We start from the raw sequence: 23,758 nt of genomic DNA, 5'->3' as shown, positions 1-23,758 counted from the left end.
GAACCCCCGGAAATGTCGAAAGATATTTCCGGGGGTTCTTTTGGTTTGTGCGCCAGCCCCAATTTCCCCTTCCACAGCCAGGTGTGGGTGGGGTGCCGACCGCGACAAATCACTCGCTGGCTGCGCTGCTGCTCTTGCCGCGAATCGGACACGCGCCGAGCTACGCGCAGTCGAGCACCCGTGCCCGGGCCGAGCGAACGTACCTCCCGTCGCCTCAGATAGACCAAGAGGTACTTTCGCTCACAAAAGGGTGGGAGATGCAGAATGCCCCCAACCGGACGGTCGGGGGCATTCTGACGTTCAGCACTTCAGGGACGCACTCAGACGTCCGCGTTACCGGCCTTCCACACGTTCCACGGGATGTTCCAGTCCCCCAGGCCGTCGGTGCCCGAAAGCGTGCCACCGACGGTGTTCTTCACGATGACGATGTCGCCGCGTTTGGTGTTGTCGTACACCCACTTGGCATTGGCGGGGCTCAGGTTGAGGCAGCCGTGACTGGTGTTGGAGTAACCCTGCTGCCCGACTGACCACGGCGCTGAATGGAAGAAGATGCCGCTGTAGGACATTCGCGTCGCCCAGTCGACCGGAGTCTTGTATCCGTCAGCGGAAGTGACAGGCACTCCGTACGTCGAGGAGTCCATGACCAAGTTCGCGAACCTGTCACCGATGATGTAGACACCGTTGTCGGTGGGGGTGCTGTCCTTACCCATCGACGTGGGCATGGTCATGACGGTTTCGCCGTTCACCTGGAAGGTGACCTGTTTCGTGTTGTCGTCGGCAACGGCGATCACGGAATCACCGATGTCGAAGGACGTCGTGGCGTCCTCCTGACCGAAGACGCCTTTGCCCAGATCACGGCCGTATACGTTGACCTTGACGTCGACCTTCGTGCCCGGCGCCCAGTACGCCTCCGGACGCCACCGAACCTCGCGGTTGTTGACCCAGTAGAAAGCACCTTCGACAGCCGGCGTCGTCGTGACGGTGATCGACTCTTCGGCAGCCTTGCGATCCGGAATGTTCTCGTCGAACTGCACGGCGATCGGCTGGCCGATACCGACCACGGAACCCTCGCCCGGCATCACGTACGGCTTGGTGAGGTTGCCGGGCGCGCTGGTCGTGAACGACGTCACCGTGGTGCTGGCGCCGCCCAATCCGTAGGCCTGGGCCTCGATCTTGTACTTGCGGTTGTAGCCGAGGGGTTCAGCGGTCACCCACGACGCTCCGTCGGCCGCGAGGGTGCCGGCAACGGTCTTACCTTCGGCGTTGACCATCCGAACGTCGGACAGGCTGCCGTCGGCAACGTCGATGCGGACCGGATCGCCCGGGGAGAAACCGATTGCGCCGTCAGCGACGGTGGAAGTGACTTTCGGCTTGATGAGCTCGGTCAACGGGTTGGAATCGATCGGCGCGGCGCCCTCGTTGTCCACGGCAGCCCCACTGGACGTGCACGCGGTCACCAGAACCAACGCTCCCAACGACACGGCGGCCATGGCGGCGCCCCTCGAGATTCGGCCTGTCCCTCCACGCACGGACATGCCCCACCACTGACGACTCATTTGTTCGACTCCGCTTCACATGTTAACGACCAGCAATTGCGCCAGGTCAATGATGCCAGGCACAGTCGTTACTCACGGTCATGAAAACCCCGTCGAAGAGTAACGTTCGAATATCAATCGTTTCGTACCGATTGGAATGTTACCGATTTCGGTCAATGTCACAGAAACCACCCGTCCAACGACGGCCCACCAGGCGATTTGCTCCCGACGGAACGGTTCGGCTAATGTTCTGTCTCGCAAGAGCGAGCGCCTATAGCTCAGTTGGTAGAGCAAGTGACTCTTAATCACTGGGTCCGGGGTTCGAGTCCCTGTGGGCGCACTTGCAAAGATCCCCATCGTGGAAACACGGTGGGGATCTTTTTTGTGTCCGGGCGGCGAATACACTCCAGCGAACCCGACAAAATGGAGCGAGCCATGACTGATCTGCCCGATTCGGAAGTCGCATTTGCCGGTGTCGTCGGTCAAGCCGAACTGATCCGCAGCGGCCAACTGTCGGCTCGTGAGTTGACCGAACATGCACTCAGACGTATCGAACGCCTCAATCCCACACTCAACGCCTTCACCCGCGTCCTCGCCGACGAAGCAATCGCCGAAGCCACCCGACTCGACGAGCGCCAGGCCTCCGGCGACCCTGTCGGTCTCCTGCACGGCGTGCCCATCGCGATCAAGGACGAGAACGACGTAGCCGGAACACCCACCACCTACGGCGGTGCTGCAGTCACTCGGATCGCGAATTCGGACTCCGAGGTGGTACGACGCTTACGCGACGCCGGAGCAGTCATCATCGGAAAAACCACGATGCCGGAGTTCGGCATCTGGCCGTTCACCGAGACCGCCGCGCACGGCTACACCCGAAATCCCTGGAACACAACAGTATCCACGGGAGGATCGAGTGGCGGCACGGCAGCAGCTGTCGCGTCGGGCATGGTTGCCGCAGGAATCGGCGGCGACGGCGGCGGTTCCATCCGGCTTCCGTCGGCATTCTGCGGATTGTTCGGACTGAAAGCGCAACGCGGCCGAGTAAGCACCGCACCGAACGGCAACCTGTGGCGCAGCCTCGGGACGCTCGGCCCGCTTACCCGCTCGGTCGAGGACAGCGCACTCGTCTACGACGCCATTATCGGCACCACGCCGGTGGACGACTACCGAGCCGAACCACTCGGGGCCCGCTTCACCGAAGGTGCGGTGTCCCCGCTGCACCCCCTCCGTATTGCCGTGTCCACCCGCTGCCCCGTGCGCGGCGTCACGCCGGCGCCCGAAGTGGTTGCCGGGGTTCGTGCGGTCGCAGAAATGTTGAGCGCGTTGGGGCACCACGTCGACGAACATGATCCCCGATACCCCGATGCAACGGCGTCGTTCCTCCCCCAGGTACTCGGCGGCGTACGCGACGAAGCTTTGCGGGTCGATCGGCCCGATCTTCTCGAAAAGCGAACTCGCGCACTGTCTTCGATCGGCAGAATCGCGTCGCCCCGGCGCGTCGGCAGGGCGGCGTACCGGCGTGGCCAACGGATCGCGCACACCGTCAACCAGGTTTTCGACACGTATGACATAGTGCTGATGCCGACCACACCCGCCTTGCCGCGGCGGATCGGTCAACTCGAGGGCACAGGACTGCTGTCCGCCGTCCGCAAGGCTTTGCCGATCGCGGCGTACTGCTCGATCTGGAATGTGTGCGGCAATCCGGCGGCGGCCGTTCCGGCGGGATTTTCGACCGACGGGCTCCCCCTCAGCGTCCAACTGGTGTCGCGACCGAACGGCGAGCTGACAATTTTGTCGCTCGCACATCAGCTGGAGGGTCGGATCGGGTGGACGAATTCCCGTCCGCCGCAGGCCTGAAAGACACGTGCGATGTAACTGCCGTCACGATTACGACGACGCGTTTTGCAAACTGAGGAGCCCGTCGGCTAATGTTCTGTCTCGCAAGAGCGAGCGCCTATAGCTCAGTTGGTAGAGCAAGTGACTCTTAATCACTGGGTCCGGGGTTCGAGTCCCTGTGGGCGCACTTGCAAGAAGGCCCCCATCTCATCGAGATGGGGGCCTTCTTCATGTCCGACGCCGTTCGGTGATCAGCGAATGATCTTGCGAATGACCAGGAGTCCGACAACGGATCCCACGGCGATCAACGCGTACTTCACGTTCGGCTCGTTGAGCTTGGCGAGCACCGTCTTCTTGGTGTTCTCGACCAGCCGCTTCGGGTTGGTCCGTACCGTCAGTTCGTCGAGTGTGCTCGCGAGCTGGTTACGCGCCTTCTCGATCTCGCGCTCGATGCTCTCGGTGTCCCTGGGCACGTGTCCTCCAACTTGTCTGTGTGCTGTCGCTTGATGTTCGTTGCCGCTACGTCCGTGCAGACGCAAGGCGTCGACACCTGGTTCTACCGTAGAGGAGCAGATTGCCCGCGCGCCCACCTGGCGCGCAATTTCTCGACTAACCTCGATTCCCGTGACCGAGAACAGTAGATTGTCTGCCGGCGATATCGCGCCGGATTTCACGCTCCCCGACGCCGAAGGCAACGAAGTTTCGTTGCACGACTACCGAGGCCGCAAGGTCATCGTGTACTTCTACCCGGCGGCCAGCACGCCGGGCTGCACCAAGCAGGCCTGCGACTTCCGCGACAACCTCGCCGAATTGAACGGGGCGGGCCTCGACGTCATCGGCATCTCGCCGGACAAGCCCGCCAAGCTCGCCAAGTTCCGCGACAACGAGGAGCTGACCTTTCCGCTGCTCTCCGATCCGGACAAGGCGACGCTGGAGGCCTGGGGCGCGTTCGGCGAGAAGAAGATGTACGGCAAGACCGTCCAGGGTGTCATCCGATCCACCTTCCTCGTCGACGAAGAGGGAAAGATCGAGGTTGCCCAGTACAACGTCCGGGCCACCGGTCACGTCGCCAAGTTGCGACGCGACCTGTCCGTCTAGCTACTCGAACCGGCTCGAGACTCGAACCGACTCAAAAACAGGGCTTGCGCGTACGCGAGATTCTCGATCTCCGACGGGTCGACGCTCTCGTTCGGGGCATGGATGCGGCACTGCGGTTCCTCGACGCCGATCAACGCGATCTCCGCGTCGGGGAACTGCTCCGCCAGCGCGCTACACAGGGGAATCGAGCCTCCCTGTCCGGCAAATCCGACTTCGGCGCCGTACGCCGCACTCAGAGCCGCTGTGAGCTGCTTGAATCCCGGCCCACCCGTGGAAGCACCGAACGGCATTCCCGTCGCCTCCGGGTCAACGCTCACCCGCACGCCCCACGGCGCCGCAGCCAGCAGATGCCCGATCAGCAAGTCCTGGGCCTCGGCGGGATCCGTGCCGGGTGGAACGCGCAGGTTCAACCGTGCGGAAGCTCGTGGCGTAATTGCCGCAGCCGAGCCGACCACGGGCGGGCAGTCGATCCCCAAGATCGTGAGCGCCGGCCGCGCCCACACCTGGTCGGCCACAGAACCCGAGCCGACCAGATCGCCCCCTTCGAGGACTCCCGCATCGCCGCGGAATTGTGTGTCGTCGTACTCGACGCCATTCCAGTGCTGATCGCTGACAAGACCGTCGACGGTGGTGTTGCCTTCTTCGTCGTGCAGGGTTGCCAGCATCTGCACCAACGCGGTCATCGCGTCGGGCGCCGGGCCGCCGAACACCCCGGAGTGCACCTCACCTTCGAGCGCCGAGACGTGGACGACCACATTGGCGATACCGCGCAATGACGTCGTGATCGTGGGCTCCCCCACTGCGGTATTGCCGGTATCGGCGATCAGCATGACATCGGCGTCGAACAGTTCGGGGCGCTGCCGCAGCAGGTCTTCGAGGCCTCCGGTGCCCATCTCCTCCGAGCCTTCGGCGACGATTCGCAGGTTGACAGCCGGCGCCTGCCCGGCTGCTGCGAGCGCTCGGAGTGCGGTCAGGTGCATGACGAGGTTGCCCTTGCAATCCGACGCGCCTCGCCCGTACCACCGTCCGTCGCGCTCGGTCAGCGTGAAAGGTGGCGAATTCCAAAGCTCTTCGTCTCCGGGCGGTTGAACGTCGTAGTGGCAGTACAGGAGAACGGTCGGGGCATCCGCTGGACCAGGCCGAAATCCGATTACCGCAGCGGAACCGTCCGACGTCTCGACCGCCTCGGCGTCCGCAAATCCCTGTTCGCGGAACGCGCCAACCACCCAGGCGGCAGCTGCCGCACATTCTTCCGGCGGGAATTGCCGCGCATCCGCGACCGACCGCAACGCAACCAACCGCGTCAGATCCTCGTGGGCGCGGGGCATGAGCTCGCGTACTGCAGCTCGCAACTGTTCGGCCATTTTGGTCTCCTTTTCTCGCCGACTCCAGTGTGCCCGAATCACCGATGAGCAACCCTCTCCTGCAGCGCACCTTCGGTCACCTAGTATCGAAGAGTGGCAACGTCGTCGGATTTCCAGCAGTCGGTCGGGTGATCTTTCGGTGAGCCCGGATATTCCACAAGCGCCAAATTCTGCTGCAGATGCCGATAGCCTCGAATCTGTGCAGCCCTCTACCCGCAACCGCGTACGCCGTCGGCCGGACCCCGCACTCGAAAATTCTCAGAGCGACGCACCTCAGGAACTGCTTCCACGCAAACGTCCGACGCAGGAGCGAAGCCAGCGCAAGTTCGATGCCCTTCTCGCCGCCTCCCGCGACCTTCTCACCGACGTCGGTTTCGAATCGTTCACGTGCGAAGAGGTCGCGGCGCGCGCTGACGTTCCCATCGGGACGCTGTATCAGTTCTTCGCCAACAAGTACGTCATCGTGTGCGAATTGAACCGTCAGGACCTCGTGGGGGTGCAACACGAACTGGCGCAGTTCGGCGGTGAGGTACCGTCACTCGATTGGCTGCGGTTCCTCAACAGTTTTGTCGACCACATGGCCGGACTCTGGACGTCCGATCCGTCGCGCCGCGAGGTGTGGTTGGCAATGCAGTCCACGCCGTCCACGCGGGCAACCGGTGTCATTCACGAGAAGCAGTTCGCGGAAACCGTCGCCAAGATGCTAGGTCCGCTCACACCGCGCTCACCGCGGGATCGCCGCATGATGATGGCGGAAGTGCTTGTGCACGTGGTGTATTCGATGCTGAATTTCTCCGTGCAGGACGGCCAGAGCCACGCCGACGCCGTAGTGGAACTCAAGCGTCTGATGGGTGCGTATCTTCTGGTGGCGGAGAAGGAATCTCGATTGAAGGGCCGCGGCACAGCCGACTACGAGGGCTGACGCCAGCTCGACCCTAAGTCGATTCGATCACGGCAAATGCGCCGGCCATGTCTCCGTCGTGCGTCAGCGAAATGTGAATCTTCACGTCGGTGAGGTGTTTCGCGACGTCGCCCCGCAATCTGATGCTGGGCCGCCCCCACGCGTCGGAGACGACTTCGATTTGATTGTGGATCATCTCCCCCAGCACCGGCGGGCTGGCGAAGAGAGCAGTGGACCACGCTTTGATCACTGCTTCCTTCGCCGCCCACCGGGCCGCGAAATGTCTTGCCGGATCGGAACTCCGAGTATTGGAATCCCGACGCTCGCCCGGTGTGAAGTTGTCGAGCATGGCCGTTCCCGGCCGTTTCAGTTGCTCGGCGAACTCCGACACCGTGACGAGGTCGAAACCGATACCCAGAACTCCCATCCTGCGATTATCTACTTGCAGCCAGGCAGATTCGAGCGGTAACGCTGATCTTCACCCAGGCGTGCGTTCTCGCTGAGGAGAACATCCGCTTCGAGCTGACGCGAAGCCTTTGCGGGCGTTCCGTCGGCGCCGAGACGACGATCGGCGGGACGCTCGTAGAGGCTGTCGCCACCGCACATCGCCTTGGCGAGGCGACGCTGACCGTCGATGGTGCGCTGCTGCGCGGCTGCAACATAGTCCGCACGCTTGTCGGCGGGCACCGACTCGACAAATGCCTGCGGGTGGACAACCGCGATCAGTCCGGAGACGTGACCGAAGCCCAGGCTGGTCAGCAGGCCGGCGCGCAGCGGGAGCTGCTCGCCGAACTTGAGCGGCTGACGTGCCCACACGAGGTGCTCGAACTCGGCCATCTTGTCGTCGACGCAGTCGAGGCTGCGGTTCGGCGGGATGACGCCCTGGCTGAGCACCTGGCACAGACCGATCAGCTGGAAGGCAGCTGCGCCGCCCTTGGCGTGGCCGGTCAGGCTCTTCTGCGACACCACGAACATCGGAGCACCGTCACTGCGACCCAAAGCCCCGGCGAGACGCTCGTGCAGTTCTGCCTCGTTGGGATCGTTTGCCGCGGTGGACGTGTCGTGCTTGGAGATGACCGCGATGTCGTCCGCGCTGACGCCGAGGGCGTTGAGCGAGAGTGCGAGCTGCGAATCCGCTCCGCCGCGTCCGGCACCCAGTGCGCCGATTCCCGGAGCCGGGATCGACGTGTGGACACCGTCTGCGAACGATCCGGCCCAGGCGACAACGCCGAGAACGGGCAAGCCCATTTCCAGTGCCAGGTCACCGCGAGCGAGCAGGATCGTGCCACCACCGGCGGACTCTACGAAGCCGCCGCGCCGGCGATCGTTTGCCCGCGAGAAGCGGCGATCTTCGATGCCCTTGGCGTGCATGTCCGACGTCTTGGCCGTGGCCGACATGTCACCGAAGCCGATGATGCCTTCCGCGCTCAGGTCGTCGAATCCACCGGCAACAACCAACTGGGCCTTGCCCAAGCGGATCTTGTCGACGCCCTCTTCGACGGACACGGCTGCCGTTGCGCAGGCCGCGACGGGGTGAACCATCGCGCCGTAGCCACCGACGTACGACTGAACGACGTGCGCCGCAATAACATTCGGCAGAGCTTCCTGCAGGATGTCGTTGGGACGGTTCTCGCCGAGCAGCGTGTCGATGTACAAGCTCCTCATGGACGTCATGCCGCCCATGCCGGTGCCCTGCGTGTTCGCCACCAGGCTCGGGTGAACCCAACGCAGCAGTTCGCTCGGAGTGAAGCCGCCCGTGAGGAATGCGTCCACGGTCGCAACGATGTTCCACAGTCCGACGCGGTCGACCGAATCGGCCATGTCGGCGGGGATGCCCCACTTCGTGACGTCGAAGTTGGTCGGAATCTGGCCGCCGACACTGCGGGTCAGCTTCATCTTGCGCGGAACACGGATCTCGGTGCCGGCGCGGCGCGTGACCGTCCAGTCACCGGACTCGGCCGAAACCGACGCCACTGTGTTCTCGGGATCGGATTCGACGAAGGCCTGAGCCTCTGCCTCGCTGCCGACCACGAAGCTCAAATCCTTGTCCAGGAACACGGAGGTGAGCAGCGGTGCGGTGTTGTCGATCATCTGGCCTTCGTCGACGTAGCGACGGATGCCGCACCGTTCGACAACTGCGTCGTGGTACTTGTCGGCGATTTCCGCCTCTGGCACCAGATCGCCTGATTCGACGTCGTACCAACCCGGCTTGGGGTCGTTCTCCCAGACGATCAGTCCGGTGTTCCACGCCAATTCGAGAACGCCTGCGGCAGAGAGCTGCTCGTCGACCTCCATCTCGAAGCGGGTACGCGAGGAACCGTAGGGGCCGAGCTCTCCGGCGCCCACGATGACCACGAGGTCCGCGGGAGTGACATCGAGTTCGGGCCAGCTCGGAGCCTTGATCGAGGCATCGATGCGTGCCGGTGCGGACAGCGCGAGGATGGTGTTCTCGTCGACTGCTTCGTCAACTGCCTCGGCGATCTCTGCGGTCGCGGCGGCTTCCTTGGCGAGGGCGCCCAGGTCGAGGTTCGCCTCCGCAAGTCCACCGGTCAGGTCGACCTCGAGCGGAGCCTCTGCTGCAGCGCGCCGCGACTCGCGGGTTGCCGTCTTCAGCAGTTGGGTCGCCATCTCCTGGGTGGACCAGGTGCGGACGCCCGCAGCTTCGACCGCGTCGACGATCGGATCGTTGTGACCCATCAGACCGGTTCCGCGGACCCAGCCGATGACGGCGTGTGCCAACGTGACTCGCTCGGCCCAGTTGCGCTCGGCCTTCCAGCGGTTGACCACGGCGATCAGCGAAGCCTTGGCCTCACCGTATGCACCGTCACCACCGAACGTTCCGCGGTTCGGCGAACCGGGCAGGACCACGTGCAGATGCGTGTCGACGTCGCTGTCGTAACCGATCTTCGACAGACCACCGATCAGGCGCTCCACCGACCACAACAGCACGCGCATTTCCATTTCGGCGCGAGCGCCGGCGTCGGAGAGTTCTCCGCCGACGCGAGGAGCCGCGAACGGGAAGAGCATCGTCGGCGTCATAGCCGGCTTGATCAGCTTCTTTGCGCCACCGGCATTTTCGGTGGCCTCGTTGCCGATCCAGTCGATCAGTGCGTCGACGTCGGTGTACGACGCCATGTTGGCAGGAACCACCCAGAGAGCGGCACCGGCACGAGCGTTCTCGCGGTACAGGTCACGGTAGAAGCCGAGACGCGAGCCGTCGAGACGCGACGTGGTGACGAATACCGTTGCGCCACCGGCCAGGAGCTTGCCCGTGACCGCTGCTGCGATCGAACCCTTGCTGGCTCCGGTCACGACTGCGACCTCGCCGGCCCACTCAGGTGCGTCGGATTCTGCAGTCACGGCCGCATCAGCGATGCGGGTGTAGACCTCGGCCAGCGTCGTGCGACCTTCGTCGGTGGCGCGGGTGGCCCACCACTTTGCCTGTGCGGCAACGGTGGAACCGGCACCGATGAAGTTCTCGACCGACAGAGTCTCACTGCCGAGCCAGATGCGAGCGAGATCCTCACGCGCACTTGCCCAACGGTCGTCGAGCAGGACCGCCTTCTGAGCGTCGAATGCCGGAGCAACCAGACGCGGCCAGTCGGAACCGAGTTCAGCCGAGACCAGGTCGACCAGTTCGGTGTCCTCGACCGTTGCGGCCGGAGCCTCTTCGCTGAGTCCGAGCTGTTCGAGCACGAGGCGGGCGGCCGAAGCCAGAACGCCGTTGCGGCCCGTGATGTTCTCGGTGAACTCACCCAAAGCGGCTGCGTCGACGGTTCCACCGCCGCCACCACCGGTTGCCGGCAGCGAAACGCTGGTGCCGCGAGCGGACGCAACCGAAGCAACGGCGCTGTCGATGACTGCGTCGACTGCTGCTGCGTCGGCCAGAGCGCCGGAGGTCAGGCCGCCGAGGTCGCCGCCGCGGATGCTGGCACCGTCACGGGTACCGAGCGCTACCGCTGCGGTGACGTGGTGCGCCCAACCGTCGCCGAGTTCCCAGACCTTCTTGACACGATCGGCGATGTAGCCGGGACGCTTGCCCGAGGGGCCGAAGACCTTACGCAGGTGATCGTTGATCGAATCGGAAAGTACCGGTCCGAACGGCTTGTACGTACGCGCCAGCTTGTCGACAGTGGCTGCGAGCGAGCCCATGTCGGCATCCGCCGCACCGTCGATGGCACCGAGCGACAACTCGGATCCGAGGTCGACCAGAAGCTGGTTACGACGTGAGGACACACCGTCGCACAGTGCCTCGATCGTGTCGGCGGGGCCGACCTGATCGGGACGCAGCTTGGTCCACAGGCTGATCAGAACCTTGGTGGCGTCTGGCGCCTTGAAGGTGATGTCGTCCGGACGCGGTCCGCTGGACGTCGCGACGGGTGCAGCGGCGACCGGTGCGGCAGCGGCAGCCGCCGGAGTGGCAGCGGGTGCTTCCACCTCGTCGTCATCGTCGGCAGCAGCCGGATCGACATCCGTGCCGTAGACGATCGCGGCTTCACGCTCGATGTTCAGAACCTCGACCGGGTAGCCGAAGCGGCCCGGCAGCTTGAGGGTCTGCGATGCGAGGTTCGCGACGGTCGGGGCAGCGCCGAGGCCGACCTCGACAAAGCGCTCGACACCGAGTCCACCTTCGGACTCGTCACTGAACAGCAGATCCTGGGTCTCGATCCAGCGGACCGGGCTGGCGAACTGCCACGCCAACAGCTCGATCAGGATGATCCGGGACAGTTCGTGGCTGCGCGTTGCGTAGCTGTCGAAGTCAGCAAGGACTTCCTGCAGCTGCTCCGACGGCACCAGGTCGGCGATTTCCTGAACGAAGTCGCGGCTCAGCGAGAAGAGCCTCGGAACGAGGTTCGGGATGTAGCGGCCGATAAGGATGTCCGGATCGATGTCGTGCGGGAGCAAGTCCTGCAGGCATACGCGGAAGTCCGCCACGCCGCCACGAAGGACGGTGGAGTGGAACGGCACGTCGATGCCGGGAACCTGGATGTAGGCGCGCTTGCCACCGAATTCCGCACGGAGACGATCGATCTCGACCTCGAGTGCGTCGAGGCCGGCAACGGATCCGGCTATGGCGTACTGGCTGCCGCGCAGGTTCAGGTTGACGATTTCGAGGAACTCACCGGACGCCTCGGCAACACCGGCGACAAAGTCCTGCACGTCGTCGTCGGACACACCGATCTGCGACGGGCGAATGGCAGCCATGCGGTAGTCGGAACGGCCCGCTGCGTCACGGGGAACCAGCTGGTGCATCGCAGATCCGCGCTGGAAGACAACTTCGAGAAGTGCTTCGAGCGGGAAGACCTCGGCAACAGCGGCGAGTGCGTTGTACTCACCCACCGAGTGACCGGCGAGGAACGAGCCTTCGATGAAGGTGCCGGACTCGCGCAGTTCGGCAACCTGGGCTACACCGAGAACAGCCATCGCGACCTGGGTGAACTGCGTCAGGTGCAGAACACCGTCCGGGTGCTTGTGCTCGACGCCGCGGGCCTTGACGGTGACCGGGTTGTCGCGCACCACAGCAAGAATCGAGAATCCGAGCGCCTTGCGGGTGTGCTTGTCCGCACGCTCCCAGACGTCGCGCGCAGCCTTCGAGCGAGCGCGGGCGTCGAGGCCCATGCCCGGACGCTGGATGCCCTGGCCGGGGAAGGCGTAGATCGTCTTCGGTGCAGCAGTGCGTCCCGTGGCAACCATGACCAGGTCACCATCGATCCGGCAACCGACCTCGACGATCTCGGCACCCTGATCGATACCGATGCGATCGACGCGGACGTCGATCTCGGCGCCGGGGCGGACCATTCCGAGGAAACGAGCGGTCCACGCGGTCAGGCGACGCGGAGGGGTGCGGGTCTCGTTGGGATCAACCGCGGTGACAACCTGCTGCGCCGCAGCCGAGAGCCACATACCGTGCACGATCGGGGTTCCGAGGCCCGCGAGCAAAGCGGCGTTGTCGGACGTGTGAATCGGGTTGTGGTCACCGGAAACCTGAGCGAATGCGCCCATGCTGACCGGAGCCAGGATCTTCGCGTCACGGCGACGACGACGCGAGGTATCGATAGCGGCATCGCTGATCGATCCACCTGCGCGCGCCGGGTCGGCAAGCTCGCCTGCGCCGGTACGTCCGCGGATGGCAAAACGCTCGGTCATGGTGACCACGGCGGGAGCGTCGAGGCCCTCGCCGAGCATGGCACCGACCTCGACCTTGACCTCGACGACGCGACCGAGGTCGGTGTCGAGAACCGAGGCGACCTCGGCATTGACCACGAGAATGCTTGTCTCGGTAGGCAGTTCACCGACGAAGTCGACGGAGTGGTCGAGGTGGACGAGATCGAGCATGCCTTCGATGACGGAAAGACTGTCGAGCTTGGCTGCGCCGAGGACGGCGAATACTGCGGGCCAGCACGCGCCGACAACCACGTCCGGAACAGCCTTGCCGCTCACGCTCAGTGTGGTCGGCAGACCGGAACCGGTGACTCCGGCGTGATCGGCGATGCGGTCGGGTACCCACGCGACATTGAGGCGTGCGGTGCCGTTCTTGACGGTCGGCAGTTCCTGTCCTGCAGCAACTGCCAACAGTGCGGACATCGCGGCTTCAGCGTCGGCCTCGGTGACGACCGGGGCGCCGCCGTCGACAACGGAGCTGGGAATGGTGATCGTGATGTCGACCGACTTGTCGGCCACCAGCGGAACCGAGAGCAGGACGTGAGTCTCGTCGACAACCGTCAGGCTCGATCCGGTCGAGGCGTGAACAGCCTTGTCAACGGACTCGGCACTCCACTCTTCGAGGTCGCCGAGACGACGGACCGGGTTCTGGGTCAGGCGGCCGGCCCACTGGAGATCCGGTGCCGACAGAACGGCGTCGAGCAGACCGGGAGCGGAATCCTGGTGGCGACGGGTCGCGAGGACAACCGGAGTGGTTCCGGCAGCAACCAATTCGTCGTACGTGGCCTTCTCGAAACGATCGAGCAGGTCACCGACGGGCTCGTCGACACGCGTGATGCCGGCAACGGCAACGGTGCCGGGGATGACGCACACCTGATCTGCGGTGTACCGCGGATCGTGTGCCTGCCACAGGGAGTCACTGCGCCACCAGCGGCGCACGTCACCGTCGACGACGGGAACGAAGTTGACCGGCTTGCCCGGCGTCTTGCACAGCGAGATGAAGAACGAGACGTCTGCGGGATGCAGAACCGTGCTCGTGTAGTCCGGGTACGACGCCTGCAGTGCGCAAATCGCAGCTTCGGGACGCTCGAGGGTCTCGGCATCGCCGAACAGGGTCGGGATGGGGCCGCGGTCGACGGGGTGCAGACGAGCCTCGGTGCGCTGGAGCATCTCGCCGAAGCGAGCACGCCAGGTGATGTCGAGCCACGGGCTCGTCGTTGCCTCGGCGATAGCGTCCTGAAGGTCTGCGCCACAGTCGAATTCCTTGGCCGCGTCGATACCGACGGTCAGCTCGAGGTAACGACGCAGCCACTGCGCGTACGTCATGGTCTCGATGTCACCGAAGTACGGCTTGGCGGTGACGTCGAGTGCTGCGATGATCTCGTCGCGGCGCTCGGCAACGGCGTCGGCGTCGCCGGCAACCTCGTCGAGGAGGCGTCCGGTGCGCGATGCGGCGTTGTCGATCTCGTGGATGTCGGCACCGAGCTGGCTACGGCCCGAAGCCATTCCACCTTCGGCAGTGCCCGCACCGACCCAGTCCGGAGTACCCGGTGTGTCGACGAGGAGCTGCTTGACCTCGGGAGACGTGGTGGCCTCCAGCGTCGCCATGGCTGCCGTGCCGACGAGGATGCCGTCGACGGGCATTGCCGGGAAGCCGGCTCCGACAGACCAGCGGCCGGTCAGGTAATCGGCTGCGCGCTCGGGTGTTCCGATGCCGCCGCCGACGCAGATGATCAGGTTCGAACGCGTACGCAGCTCGGCGTACGTGTCGAGGAGCAGGTCGTCGAGGTCTTCCCACGAGTGGTGTCCGCCGGCGCGGCCACCTTCGATGTGAACGATGACGGGGAAGTTCGGAACCTCGTTGGCGATGCGGATCACCGAACGGATCTGCGCCACAGTGCCCGGCTTGAATGCGATGTTGGTGATGCCGATCTCGGACAGCTCTTCGATAAGCGCAACGGCCTCTTCGAGTTCCGGGATACCGGCGGTGACGATGACGCCGTCGATGGGTGCACCGGCAGTACGAGCGCGCTGCACGAGGCGCTTGCCACCGAGCTGCAGCTTCCACAGGTACGGATCGAGGAACAGCGAGTTGAACTGGACCGCGCGGCCCGGCTCGAGGAGCATCTTCAGTTCTGCGACACGGTCTTCGAAGATCTCTTCGGTGACCTGTCCGCCACCGGCAAGCTCGGCCCAGTGACCGGCATTGGCAGCAGCGGCAACGATCTTGGCGTCAACCGTGGTCGGAGTCATGCCGGCCAACAGGATCGGTGAGCGACCCGTGAGCTTCGTGAAGGCCGTCTCGACGCCGATGCGGCCGCCGGGAAGCGCTACAGGCTTGGGCGCGAATTCGGACCACGAAGGTGAGACCTCAGGCGCAGCACCGGGGGTGAGCAAGTTGCGATGTCCACCGCGGGTGGACGCGGCGATGATGCCAACACCCTGCCCACGCAGCGAGGACGACGTCATACGGGTCAGCTGGTCGCTGGGTCCGAGATCGAGAATCCACTGCGCGCCGGCGTCGATGGCACCATTCACTGCCTGCACCCAGTTGACCGGGTCGACCAGAATGGCCTGCGCAAGTGCGCTGGCGCGATCTGCGTCGAGGCCGCAGCGCGCTGCCCAGCTGCCGACCAGGTCGACTGCGTCGGCGAGCGCCGGGTGGTGGAAACCGATTTCGGTGTCGAGGGCGTCGAAGGTGGGAGCGAAGACCGAACCGCCACGCTTCTTTCCATCACGCTCGCGGGCTTCGTTCGCCTCGAGCTGCTCGCAATGTTCCTGCACGCGGGCCAGCTGAGCGGGCGGTCCGGCGAGGACAACACGGCGGCGTCCGTTGCGAATAGCGAGGACTGCTGCACGATTGTCCGTCGTGGTCTCGGCAAGTTCGGCGACAATCGCGGCGAGGCGCTCGGGATCGACGTTGGACACGGCGACCATCGGCTTGCCCGACGCGCTCGCGATGATGCCGCGACGACGGCCGACCAGGCTGGCTGCGGCGCCGACGAGCTGAGCAACAGCAAGAAGCTCGCCGTCGTCGTTGCCACCAGCTGCAACTGCAGCAGTCGCGAGCACGCCCTGCGAATGTCCGATGACGGACACGGGCGGATGCGCTGCAATATCGAGACCCTGCGCAGTCAGCGCACGCAACGCCGCAAGTTGCGTGAGGAAGACGCCGGGGAGCGAAACGGGTGCTGCGGTGAGTGCTGCAGCAGAGGGACCTGCCGGCTTCTCACCTTCTTCTTCGTCAACGATCTCGGCTTCGAGAATCCACGCGACCGGATCGAATCCGATCGGGCGCACCACCACAAGATCCTGCGCGAGCGGAGCGAGGCGCGCTGCTGCGTCGTTGACCAAGTCGGTGAGAATCGGCTCGAGGCCGTTGTCGCGGCTGAGTTCTTCGAGCGTGCTGAGCCACGGGGCGCCCTGTCCACCGAAGGCAAGGGCGTACGGCAATCCGTTGTTCAGTGAATCGACGAGGGCACCTTTACTGTTCGTGCGGGAGGCTCCCCCGTCGACGCCGACGCGGCGTCCATCCTTCGAGTCGCGTCCGTTTCCTGTAGGTGTCGTGTCATCGATCGTCACGCGTACGTCCTCTCCTGGTCACCTCTGCGGCGAGGTGGGAATTGTGGGTCTGCCCGGGGCGCACGTTCTGCAACTCGACCGAAAGAATCGGCATGTCTGCGCCTGCCGTGCACGTTAAGGCTGACACAGGATCATGAGGATTTCCTCACGTTTGCTGACGGCTCGAAATACGGGACTTTCCACGCGGTGATCTTCCTCACGGGATGTCGAGAAAGTGACTCGCGAGTAGGTCGCAAACGCGCTGCCAGGGACTGTTACTCGGATTTCCACAAACCTGAGGAACTCCTCATATTTATCGTTACCAAATCGTTACCCTCTTGACGGTTGGCCCATCGCGTGCCTTTCACCCCAAAACCTGTCGGACTCGCGCGCTAGGTTCAGCGCGTCCGATCGGACAACTTTCTCGGGGGGAGAAATCATGGGTACCGACACCACAAAAATCGTCATCGACTTCATCGCACGCGAGCTGCCACAGTCCGCGTGGCCGCACTGGACCGACGGGTGGGCACACGAGGCCGAAGCAGCCATCCTCGACGCGGCCTTCTCGGCCCGCGCCGCGTACGGAACACCCACGACGGGCGTGCGGGCCGTCATCACGCGGTGGCGTCACCACCGCCAGTCAGACGCACCACTGGACAACCTCTCCGCTCTGGCAGCCTTTGCGGAGCGCGGCGACGAACTGGCCGTCATTCTCGGCAACCGTCAGCGGGTGCCGGGCAACTACTCCACCAAAGCGGAGGCTGCCGCACTGGGCGCCGCATCACTGGTTGCCGTCGGATGCACCGGAAGTGCAGATATCGGCAACACCGACGCGCATCGAGCGGCAATCATGTCGGTTCCAGGGTTCGGAGCGCGCACATTCGACATGCTGCTGTTCCTGTCCGGCACACTCACACCCGATTCGGTGGAACTACTGACTCGTTTTGCCACCGAGGCAGCCGGTAGCGCCGAACCGCTGGGCGGCGTGGAGGCAACGTCACTGCTCGCTGCAGTGGCTGCAGAATTGGATGTCCCCGCAACAACTCTCACGCACGCAGCGTGGCGGTACCAACGCACCGCCGAACAACCACGGCGACCGGCAAGATCGGACCCGGTTCCAGCCATGTGAGGGCCGTGTCCGCTGCATGTGAGGGCCGTGTCCGCCGTCGGGTCGGCAATCGCGTATCCTGTGAATTCCGCGCGCGAGTGGCGGAATTGGCAGACGCGCTGGATTTAGGTTCCAGTGTCTCAGGACGTGGGGGTTCAAGTCCCCCCTCGCGCACAACGCAGAGCCCCATCGAGATCGTTTCGGTGGGGCTCTGCTTTTTGGCATCTACGACACCGTGTCGGAGATCGCAGGGCGCGGCACTATAGCTCTGCGGTACCGTCGTAGTGTGTCGAAGAAGCCTACAAAAAGCCGACCTGCGCTGATCCTGCTGGTTCTTGTGTCAGCAGCGGTCTGCTTGTCGCTCGGCTGGTGGCAGTGGGAGCGCTTCGAAGCTGTGGGCGGCAGCGGGCAGAACCTCGGCTATGCGTTGCAGTGGCCACTGTTCGCCGCGTTTGTGGTGTACGCATATCGCAAGTTCGTTCAGCTCGAGGATGCCGATCCGGACGAGGTCGAAGCCGAGGAAGCCGCAGCGGAGCCGCGAGAGATTCCGGCCGATCTGCTGCCGCAGCGCCCCCGGGCACCGTTCGGCGACGCTGAACTCGATGCCGACGACCCCGAAGCACGCCAAATGCTCGAATACAACGACTACCTTGCGCAGCTCGCCGCTCGCGAGCCCGATAGGAGCACTACGTGAGTACCGGCCCGGAAGCGAGCACCGCTACCACCTCAGACAAGGCCACCAAGGCGCAGGCCGAGAAGCGGAAGAAGGTTGCTTCTGCGCTTGTTCGCTACCGCGTTCTGGCGTGGATCACCGGCCTGTGGCTGCTGTTCCTGACCGGTGAGATGGTCTACAAGTACCTCATCCTGGAAAACTCCGCGGATGCTCCGTCGTGGCTGTTCTACATCGGCCAGATTCACGGGCTGTTCTACATGCTGTACCTGGTGTTCACAGTCGACCTGGCTATCAAGGCCCGCTGGAAGGCAGGCACGACGGTTGCCACGGCACTGGCCGGCACCATTCCGTTCCTGTCGTTTGTGTTCGAACACAAGCGGACCATCCAGGTCAAGAGCGACTACAACCTCTGATTCTCCGTAAAGCAAAGGCCCTGAACGTCATTCACGTTCAGGGCCTTTTCTCGTGTGTGCGATCAGTCGGCCAGTGCCGCCAGCGCGGGCACCAGCTGCACCAGCGCTCTCCCGCGATGCGAGGCCGCGTCCTTCTCGGCCGGAGTCAGTTCCGCCGCCGAGCGGGTGTCACCGTCTGGGCGGAAGATCGGGTCGTAACCGAATCCGCCGTCGCCTGCCGGTTCCCGGCCGATGACGCCGCGCCATTCACCGCGGACCACGGTCTCGTCGCCGCCGGGGATCACCAGCGCGCAGGCCGAGACAAAGGCCGCGCCGCGCCGTTCGTCGGGCACGTCACCCAACTGAGCGAGCACCAGCGCAGTGTTGGCGCCGTCGTTTCCGTGGGTACCGGACCAGCGGGCAGACAACACACCGGGCATCCCGTTCAGCGCATCGATCTCGACACCGGAATCGTCTGCGATACACGGCATTCCGGTGGCAGCGGCTCCGTCACGAGCCTTCGCGAGCGCATTTTCTTCGAATGTCGCACCGGTCTCGGGCGCTTCCGGAAACGGCGGCACCTCATCGAGCCCGACCAGTTCGATTCCGCTCACACCGGCCGCGTCGAGAACGCGATGGAGTTCCTTCAGCTTCTTGGCATTTCTACTTGCTACCAGTACTCGTACGCTCACAGCTCAGGCACCGAACTTCTTCTTGGGTTCCGGGTTCTTGGGTTCGGGCAACACACCCGGATACGGCTCCGCCAATGCCTGACGCTGGATCTCGAACAGCTGCTCACAGCCCGCCAGCGCGGAGTCGAGAAGCTTGTCCAGGGTCGAGCGCGGGAACGTGGCACCTTCGCCGGTGCCCTGGATTTCCACCAAGGTGCCGGTATCGGTGGCGACGACGTTCATGTCGACCTCGGCACGCGAATCCTCTTCGTACGGCAGATCGAGGCGCACTCGTCCGTCGACGACGCCGACGCTGACGGCCGCGATGCCGCACGAGATGGGCTGAGGGTCGCTCAGCAGATTGGCAGCGCGAAGATACGTCACCGCGTCGACGAGAGCTACGTACGCCCCCGTCACGGCGGCGGTACGGGTGCCACCATCTGCCTGCAGGACATCGCAGTCCAGAGCAATGGTGTTTTCGCCGATGGCCGCGAGGTCGATGCAGGCCCGAAGGGATCGACCGATGAGCCGGCTGATCTCCTGGGTGCGGCCACCGACCTTGCCCTTGACGGATTCACGTCCACTGCGGGTATGCGTAGCTGCGGGCAGCATCGCATATTCGGCGGTGAGCCAACCGAGCCCGGAACCCTTGCGCCACCGTGGAACACCCTCTTCGACGCTGGCCGTGCACATCACTCGGGTGTTTCCGAACTCGACCAGAACCGAGCCGGCCGGATGGCTGGTGAACCCGCGGGTGATCTTGATCGGGCGAAGTTCGTCGTCCGCCCTGCCGTCTTCTCGTGTAGTCACCTTCGTGAGCCTAGCGTCCCACCCCAGGCAACACGTCAGATGTCGTAGACGCTTCCCGCGGACACAGCGTGAACCGGCCCTGCGAACTCGGATTTCGCTTCGGCGATGACGTCCTCCCTGGACGTCCACGGCGGGATGTGGGTGAGGAGTAGTTCCTTCACTTCGGCCAACGTCGCGATCCGGCCGGCTTCCTTGCCGGACAGGTGAATACCTTCCGGCCGATCAGGACTGTCCGTCCACGACGCCTCGGAAAGGAGGATGTCGGCTCCACGAGCAAGCTCGACGACGTTGTCACACATTCCGGTATCGCCGGTGTACACGAGAATCCGTCCGTCGGCGTCCGTGATCCGGAATCCGTACGCCTCGGGCGGATGATTCATGCGGCTTGCCACGACGGTCAGTTCACCGAAGGTGACGGGTTCGTTCTCCGCCCACAACTTCAGATCGATGGTGTCGGAAATATCGTCCATCTCCCCCGCGCACTCGGCGGACGACGTTCCGATCCTGCACGCTGTATCTGTCGGGCCGTACACCAACGCTCGCCCCTCGGGGCGGTTCGGATGATAGCGACGCCACACGAGCAGGCTCGGCATGTCGAGGCAGTGATCGGCGTGCAGATGTGAGAGCAGAATCGTCGCGTCCCCTGGGTCCGCGTAACGCTGCAGAGCCCCGAGCACTCCGGGACCGAAATCTATGACGAGCGGCGGGGTACCCGGCGCTGTGAGCAGGTAACCCGAAGCCGGTGAATCCGGCCCCGAGACGCTGCCGGAACACCCCAGGACGGTCATGCGCATAAGGTCATGCTGCCACGTCGACCCATTAACAAAAAAGCTCCCGGTCGTTTTGGCGAGTCGAAGTCACACCGCCGGTGGGGTGTGACCCACGTCCGATCAGAAAGTTGCTGGTCGGGCAGGTGTTGTAGCGCCGGCGCGGTTCGCTCGATCGCCGGAGGAGAGTGCCCACGCCGCTACGACGCCGCCGACCGCACCGAACAAATGCCCCTGCCACGAGACACCCGGCGTGCTGGGCACCACGCCCCACAGGACTCCGCCGTAGATCACGAAGACAACAACGCCGATCAGAATCTGGCCGAAACTCCGGGTGAAGAATCCACGCGTCAACAGGTAGGTCACCCACCCGAAGATCAGCACCGACGCCCCGACGTGATTGGTATTCGCTCCGGCAACGAGCCACGTTCCGACACCGCCGATCACCCAGATGATTCCGGTCGCAGCCAACCCTCTCGATATGCCAGACACCAGAACGAGATAGCCGAGTATCAGTACGGGGATGGTGTTCGCGATCAAGTGTGCCCAGTCGTCGTGCAACACGGGTGCAAACAGGATGCCCCACAAACCGTCGAGCGTTCGCGGTGAGACTCCGGCGTTCTGGACATTCTGACCGGAAATGACGTCGATGATCTCGATGACGTACAGCACTAGTACAAATCCGCCGACCAGCACCGCGGACTGCTTCCACACCGACGGCGGTTTCGGCGCGGGAACCGGTGCCCGTGAACCGAAATCAGGACTGTTGAAATCCATCGTCATCGCGTGCGTCCTCACAGTAGATGTGTCTACTTCGAGGTTACCGGCGCTCGCCGGGCTAGACGAAAGCCGACGGGAACAGGTCTCGGTAACTCGGGATCCCCGCCACCGATGTCGCGTCGAGAATCGCCTTGACGATCGCGCGTTCCACGACCTGGGCGGCGGCCGCACAGACAGCGTCGAGGATCGGCAGATCCGCCGGGAACGCTGCAGGCACGTCGATCGCCGATTCCGGCGTGTGCGTTCCGGTAGCGAGCGCAAAGATCGTGTCGCCGTCCAACGGCGAATGGGCCGGACGGATTGCCCTGGCCAAACCGTCGTGACCGGCAACTGCAACGCGTCGGCACCCGGCTTTGGTCAGGGCCGCGTCGGTAGCGACGACGCCGATGCTGGTGTTGAGCACTGTCCCTTTGGCACCGATTGCGTTGGCTGCGTCGAGCTCGCACGGAATCGGCATGCCGATCCCGAAGGACGCCTCCCCCTCGGACCCGACGCCCCACGGCAGACCGGTGCGCGGATCGAAGACCGAGCCGACCGGGTTTGCCACGATCAAGGCCGACACAGTCGTCCCCTTGGCCGGTCCGTCCGTGATCACGACGCTGGCAGTTCCGACGCCGCCTTTGATCCCACCGGCACGGGCACCGACACCGGCGCCCACTGTTCCGGTCGCATATTCACGCGACGCGGATTCTGCTGCCAGATATCCGAAATCGGCGTCAGGTCGAATCTTCCAGTCCCCGACCGGAAGATCGAAGATGACGGCGCCCGGCACGATCGGCACCACCTGGCCAGGCAGGCCCATCGCGATTCCGTGGCCGTGTTCCTCGAGCCAGCGCATGACACCGTCGGCGGCAGCGAGGCCGTACGCACTTCCACCGGTCAGGAGCACGGCATTGACCTGCTGAACCGAATGGCTCGGGTCAAGGAGATCGGTTTCGCGAGTACCCGGCCCGCCGCCCCGAACATCAACTCCCGCAACCACTCCCGCCGGGGCCAGCACAACGGTGCATCCAGTCGCGGCCCCCGCCCCCAGAGCAGCGTCGTCGTCGAGCCGATGATGATGACCGACAGTCAAACCGGCGATGTCGGTCAACGAATCCGTGGGGCCGGGCGCCGTGGTGATCACGGCATGAGCGCCTGAACGAGCGAATCCTGCATCCATGTCAGCCAGTGATAGACATCAAGATGCGGTGCTCGCGGATCATCCGGATCCAAACTTTCCGGAGTGTCTGCGTCGATACCGAGATTGGTGCCGAGAGCCAGACGAACGTCGTTGAGCGCGGACAGCCACGCGTCGGCCTGCTCCTGGGTCAGGAGGATCTTGCCGCCGTCTGCGGGGAGCGAGGCCAGCAAAACCCTGCCGGCAGCCTTCTTCGCGTCGATGATCTCGGGTTCGTGCAAACTCCGCAGCGCTCCGTTGACATTGGCGCCGGCGTCGTCGAGATCATCGGAATTCGGGGACGCCTTACTGGGGTCGGTTCGCTGAAAATCTGGGAGCAACCGCGCCAGAACCGGATTGTCGGGCGATTCCGAATTACCGGTTCGAAGACCGGTGAGCGCCGCCAACTCGTCCTGCGGTGCGCCGGACTCACGATCTTCCAGCAGTCCGATCACCGACTCTACGAGCGAACTCAGGACGGTCACCTCATGAGCGTCCATCTCGGATTTGAACTTCACTCCGGAAAGCGAGTTCTTCTTGATCCACGTCCGCACGCGTCGGACTCCCCTCTTGTGATCGGATCGAACTTGTCGAAGGTGAGCGAGCCCTAGGTGTCGTCGCGCTGCATCGTGGCCCACAGTCCCGCCGCGTGCAGACGCCGAACATCGGCTTCCATCTTGTCGCGCGAACCACTGGACACGACGGCCTTGCCCTCCGAATGCACCTTCATCATCAAATCGGTGGCCTTGGCCTTGCTGTACCCGAACAGTTTCTGGAACACGTAGGTCACGTAGTGCATCAGATTGACCGGATCGTCCCAGACGATCGTCACCCAAGGCCTGTCAACAGCTTCGATGATTGCAACAGCCTCCGACTGCTCCGGGACCGCGCGCGGCGCAGAGGCAGTTGTGGAAACAGTCGCAGAGCCGAAAACCATGTCT

Annotated in this window: 18 protein-coding genes and 3 tRNA genes; 9 read left to right on the top strand and 12 right to left on the bottom strand. The window is 64.1% G+C overall.

All coding sequences use genetic code 11. The features are described 5' to 3' along the window. Nucleotides 1-320: 320 nt before the first annotated feature. Nucleotides 321-1,535: an Ig-like domain-containing protein gene (locus R4P64_RS12965; RefSeq protein WP_372472369.1), complete on the bottom strand. Its 1,215-nt coding sequence runs from the start codon at nt 1,533-1,535 to the stop codon at nt 321-323. A 267-nt stretch (nt 1,536-1,802) separates the two neighbouring features. Between R4P64_RS12965 and R4P64_RS12960 the strand changes: the two genes are divergently transcribed. From R4P64_RS12960 to R4P64_RS12950, 3 genes are all read left to right on the top strand, one after another. Next, nucleotides 1,803-1,875 (top strand) — tRNA-Lys (locus R4P64_RS12960). A 95-nt stretch (nt 1,876-1,970) separates the two neighbouring features. After that, nucleotides 1,971-3,392 carry an amidase gene (locus R4P64_RS12955; RefSeq protein ID WP_162487737.1) on the top strand — a complete coding sequence of 474 codons (1,422 nt, stop codon included), beginning with the start codon at nt 1,971-1,973 and terminating at the stop codon, nt 3,390-3,392. 93 nt (nt 3,393-3,485) lie between these two features. Then, a tRNA-Lys gene (locus R4P64_RS12950) sits at nt 3,486-3,558 on the top strand. A gap of 64 nt (nt 3,559-3,622) precedes the next feature. Here R4P64_RS12950 and R4P64_RS12945 read toward each other — a convergent pair. Further along, a complete protein-coding gene (locus R4P64_RS12945) occupies nt 3,623-3,844 on the bottom strand; it encodes a DUF3618 domain-containing protein (RefSeq protein ID WP_033232750.1) in 222 nt (73 codons plus the stop codon). A 151-nt stretch (nt 3,845-3,995) separates the two neighbouring features. Here R4P64_RS12945 and bcp point away from each other — a divergent pair, with 151 nt between their 5' ends. After that, nucleotides 3,996-4,469 carry a thioredoxin-dependent thiol peroxidase gene (gene bcp, locus R4P64_RS12940; RefSeq protein WP_045066898.1) on the top strand — a complete coding sequence of 158 codons (474 nt, stop codon included), beginning with the start codon at nt 3,996-3,998 and terminating at the stop codon, nt 4,467-4,469. Here bcp and R4P64_RS12935 read toward each other — a convergent pair. Continuing rightward, nucleotides 4,466-5,833: a dipeptidase gene (locus tag R4P64_RS12935; protein ID WP_317821130.1), complete on the bottom strand. Its 1,368-nt coding sequence runs from the start codon at nt 5,831-5,833 to the stop codon at nt 4,466-4,468. The two genes, bcp and R4P64_RS12935, sit on opposite strands and share 4 nt — an antisense overlap. 199 nt (nt 5,834-6,032) lie before the next feature. Here R4P64_RS12935 and R4P64_RS12930 point away from each other — a divergent pair, with 199 nt between their 5' ends. Beyond that, nucleotides 6,033-6,755, top strand: coding sequence for a TetR/AcrR family transcriptional regulator (locus tag R4P64_RS12930; RefSeq protein ID WP_317821128.1), 723 nt, complete (start codon nt 6,033-6,035; stop codon nt 6,753-6,755). A gap of 13 nt (nt 6,756-6,768) precedes the next feature. Here the strand turns inward: R4P64_RS12930 and R4P64_RS12925 are convergent, their stop codons facing one another. After that, on the bottom strand, nt 6,769-7,161 hold the full coding sequence (locus R4P64_RS12925; protein WP_033232742.1) for a holo-ACP synthase: 393 nt from the start codon (nt 7,159-7,161) through the stop codon (nt 6,769-6,771). Between the two features lie 11 nt (nt 7,162-7,172). Further along, complete coding sequence (locus R4P64_RS12920; protein WP_317821127.1) at nt 7,173-16,478, bottom strand: polyketide synthase; 9,306 nt, start codon at nt 16,476-16,478, stop codon at nt 7,173-7,175. Between the two features lie 418 nt (nt 16,479-16,896). On the opposite strand from R4P64_RS12920, the gene R4P64_RS12915 reads away from it, so the two are divergent. The 4 genes from R4P64_RS12915 (at nt 16,897) to R4P64_RS12900 (ending at nt 18,651) form a co-directional block, all read left to right on the top strand. After that, nucleotides 16,897-17,586: a hypothetical protein gene (locus R4P64_RS12915; RefSeq protein ID WP_317821126.1), complete on the top strand. Its 690-nt coding sequence runs from the start codon at nt 16,897-16,899 to the stop codon at nt 17,584-17,586. A gap of 71 nt (nt 17,587-17,657) precedes the next feature. Continuing rightward, a tRNA-Leu gene (locus tag R4P64_RS12910) sits at nt 17,658-17,739 on the top strand. Between the two features lie 112 nt (nt 17,740-17,851). Beyond that, complete coding sequence (locus R4P64_RS12905) at nt 17,852-18,259, top strand: transcriptional regulator (RefSeq protein WP_175393702.1); 408 nt, start codon at nt 17,852-17,854, stop codon at nt 18,257-18,259. Beyond that, complete coding sequence (locus tag R4P64_RS12900; RefSeq protein WP_317821125.1) at nt 18,256-18,651, top strand: DUF3817 domain-containing protein; 396 nt, start codon at nt 18,256-18,258, stop codon at nt 18,649-18,651. Before R4P64_RS12905 ends, R4P64_RS12900 begins: the two co-directional genes overlap by 4 nt. 62 nt (nt 18,652-18,713) lie before the next feature. Here R4P64_RS12900 and rdgB read toward each other — a convergent pair whose 3' ends face one another. From rdgB to clpS, 7 genes are all read right to left on the bottom strand, one after another. Further along, a complete protein-coding gene (rdgB, locus tag R4P64_RS12895) occupies nt 18,714-19,322 on the bottom strand; it encodes an RdgB/HAM1 family non-canonical purine NTP pyrophosphatase (RefSeq protein WP_033232736.1) in 609 nt (202 codons plus the stop codon). Nucleotides 19,323-19,325: 3 nt separating this feature from the next. Beyond that, nucleotides 19,326-20,111 (bottom strand): ribonuclease PH, encoded by a 786-nt coding sequence (rph, locus tag R4P64_RS12890; RefSeq protein ID WP_033232735.1) that lies wholly within the window; start codon nt 20,109-20,111, stop codon nt 19,326-19,328. Between the two features lie 35 nt (nt 20,112-20,146). Further along, nucleotides 20,147-20,905: a cyclic nucleotide-degrading phosphodiesterase gene (locus tag R4P64_RS12885; RefSeq protein ID WP_317821124.1), complete on the bottom strand. Its 759-nt coding sequence runs from the start codon at nt 20,903-20,905 to the stop codon at nt 20,147-20,149. 96 nt (nt 20,906-21,001) lie between these two features. Further along, nucleotides 21,002-21,661, bottom strand: a complete 660-nt coding sequence (locus R4P64_RS12880) for a rhomboid family intramembrane serine protease (RefSeq protein WP_317821123.1) — start codon at nt 21,659-21,661, stop codon at nt 21,002-21,004. A 55-nt stretch (nt 21,662-21,716) separates the two neighbouring features. Continuing rightward, entirely contained in the window at nt 21,717-22,784 is a 1,068-nt protein-coding gene (locus R4P64_RS12875) for a P1 family peptidase (protein WP_317545168.1), read from the bottom strand. Continuing rightward, nucleotides 22,781-23,371 (bottom strand): DUF2017 domain-containing protein, encoded by a 591-nt coding sequence (locus R4P64_RS12870; RefSeq protein WP_172936736.1) that lies wholly within the window; start codon nt 23,369-23,371, stop codon nt 22,781-22,783. The genes R4P64_RS12875 and R4P64_RS12870 overlap by 4 nt, the downstream gene beginning before the upstream one ends. Nucleotides 23,372-23,424: 53 nt before the next feature. Beyond that, nucleotides 23,425-23,754, bottom strand: coding sequence for an ATP-dependent Clp protease adapter ClpS (gene clpS, locus R4P64_RS12865; protein ID WP_033232727.1), 330 nt, complete (start codon nt 23,752-23,754; stop codon nt 23,425-23,427). Between the last annotated feature and the right edge of the window lie 4 nt (nt 23,755-23,758).

Origin of the sequence: Rhodococcus sp. IEGM 1366, from assembly GCF_033142425.1 — a bacterium.
GTDB classification, from domain to species: Bacteria; Actinomycetota; Actinomycetes; order Mycobacteriales; family Mycobacteriaceae; genus Rhodococcus_F; species Rhodococcus_F globerula.
The sequence above is the reverse complement of the archived record's forward strand: the minus strand, read 5'-3'. Positions and strand labels throughout refer to the sequence as shown.

Excerpts from the sequence above, each read along its gene's own strand:
- R4P64_RS12965 (WP_372472369.1), bottom strand. The coding sequence starts at position 1,535 with ATGTCCGTGCGTGGAGGGACAGGCCGAATCTCGAGGGGCGCCGCCATG.
- R4P64_RS12955 (WP_162487737.1), top strand. The coding sequence starts at position 1,971 with ATGACTGATCTGCCCGATTCGGAAGTCGCATTTGCCGGTGTCGTCGGT.
- R4P64_RS12935 (WP_317821130.1), bottom strand. The coding sequence starts at position 5,833 with ATGGCCGAACAGTTGCGAGCTGCAGTACGCGAGCTCATGCCCCGCGCC.
- R4P64_RS12925 (WP_033232742.1), bottom strand. The coding sequence starts at position 7,161 with ATGGGAGTTCTGGGTATCGGTTTCGACCTCGTCACGGTGTCGGAGTTC.
- R4P64_RS12915 (WP_317821126.1), top strand. The coding sequence starts at position 16,897 with ATGGGTACCGACACCACAAAAATCGTCATCGACTTCATCGCACGCGAG.
- R4P64_RS12885 (WP_317821124.1), bottom strand. The coding sequence starts at position 20,905 with ATGCGCATGACCGTCCTGGGGTGTTCCGGCAGCGTCTCGGGGCCGGAT.
- R4P64_RS12880 (WP_317821123.1), bottom strand. The coding sequence starts at position 21,661 with ATGACGATGGATTTCAACAGTCCTGATTTCGGTTCACGGGCACCGGTT.
- clpS (WP_033232727.1), bottom strand. The coding sequence starts at position 23,754 with ATGGTTTTCGGCTCTGCGACTGTTTCCACAACTGCCTCTGCGCCGCGC.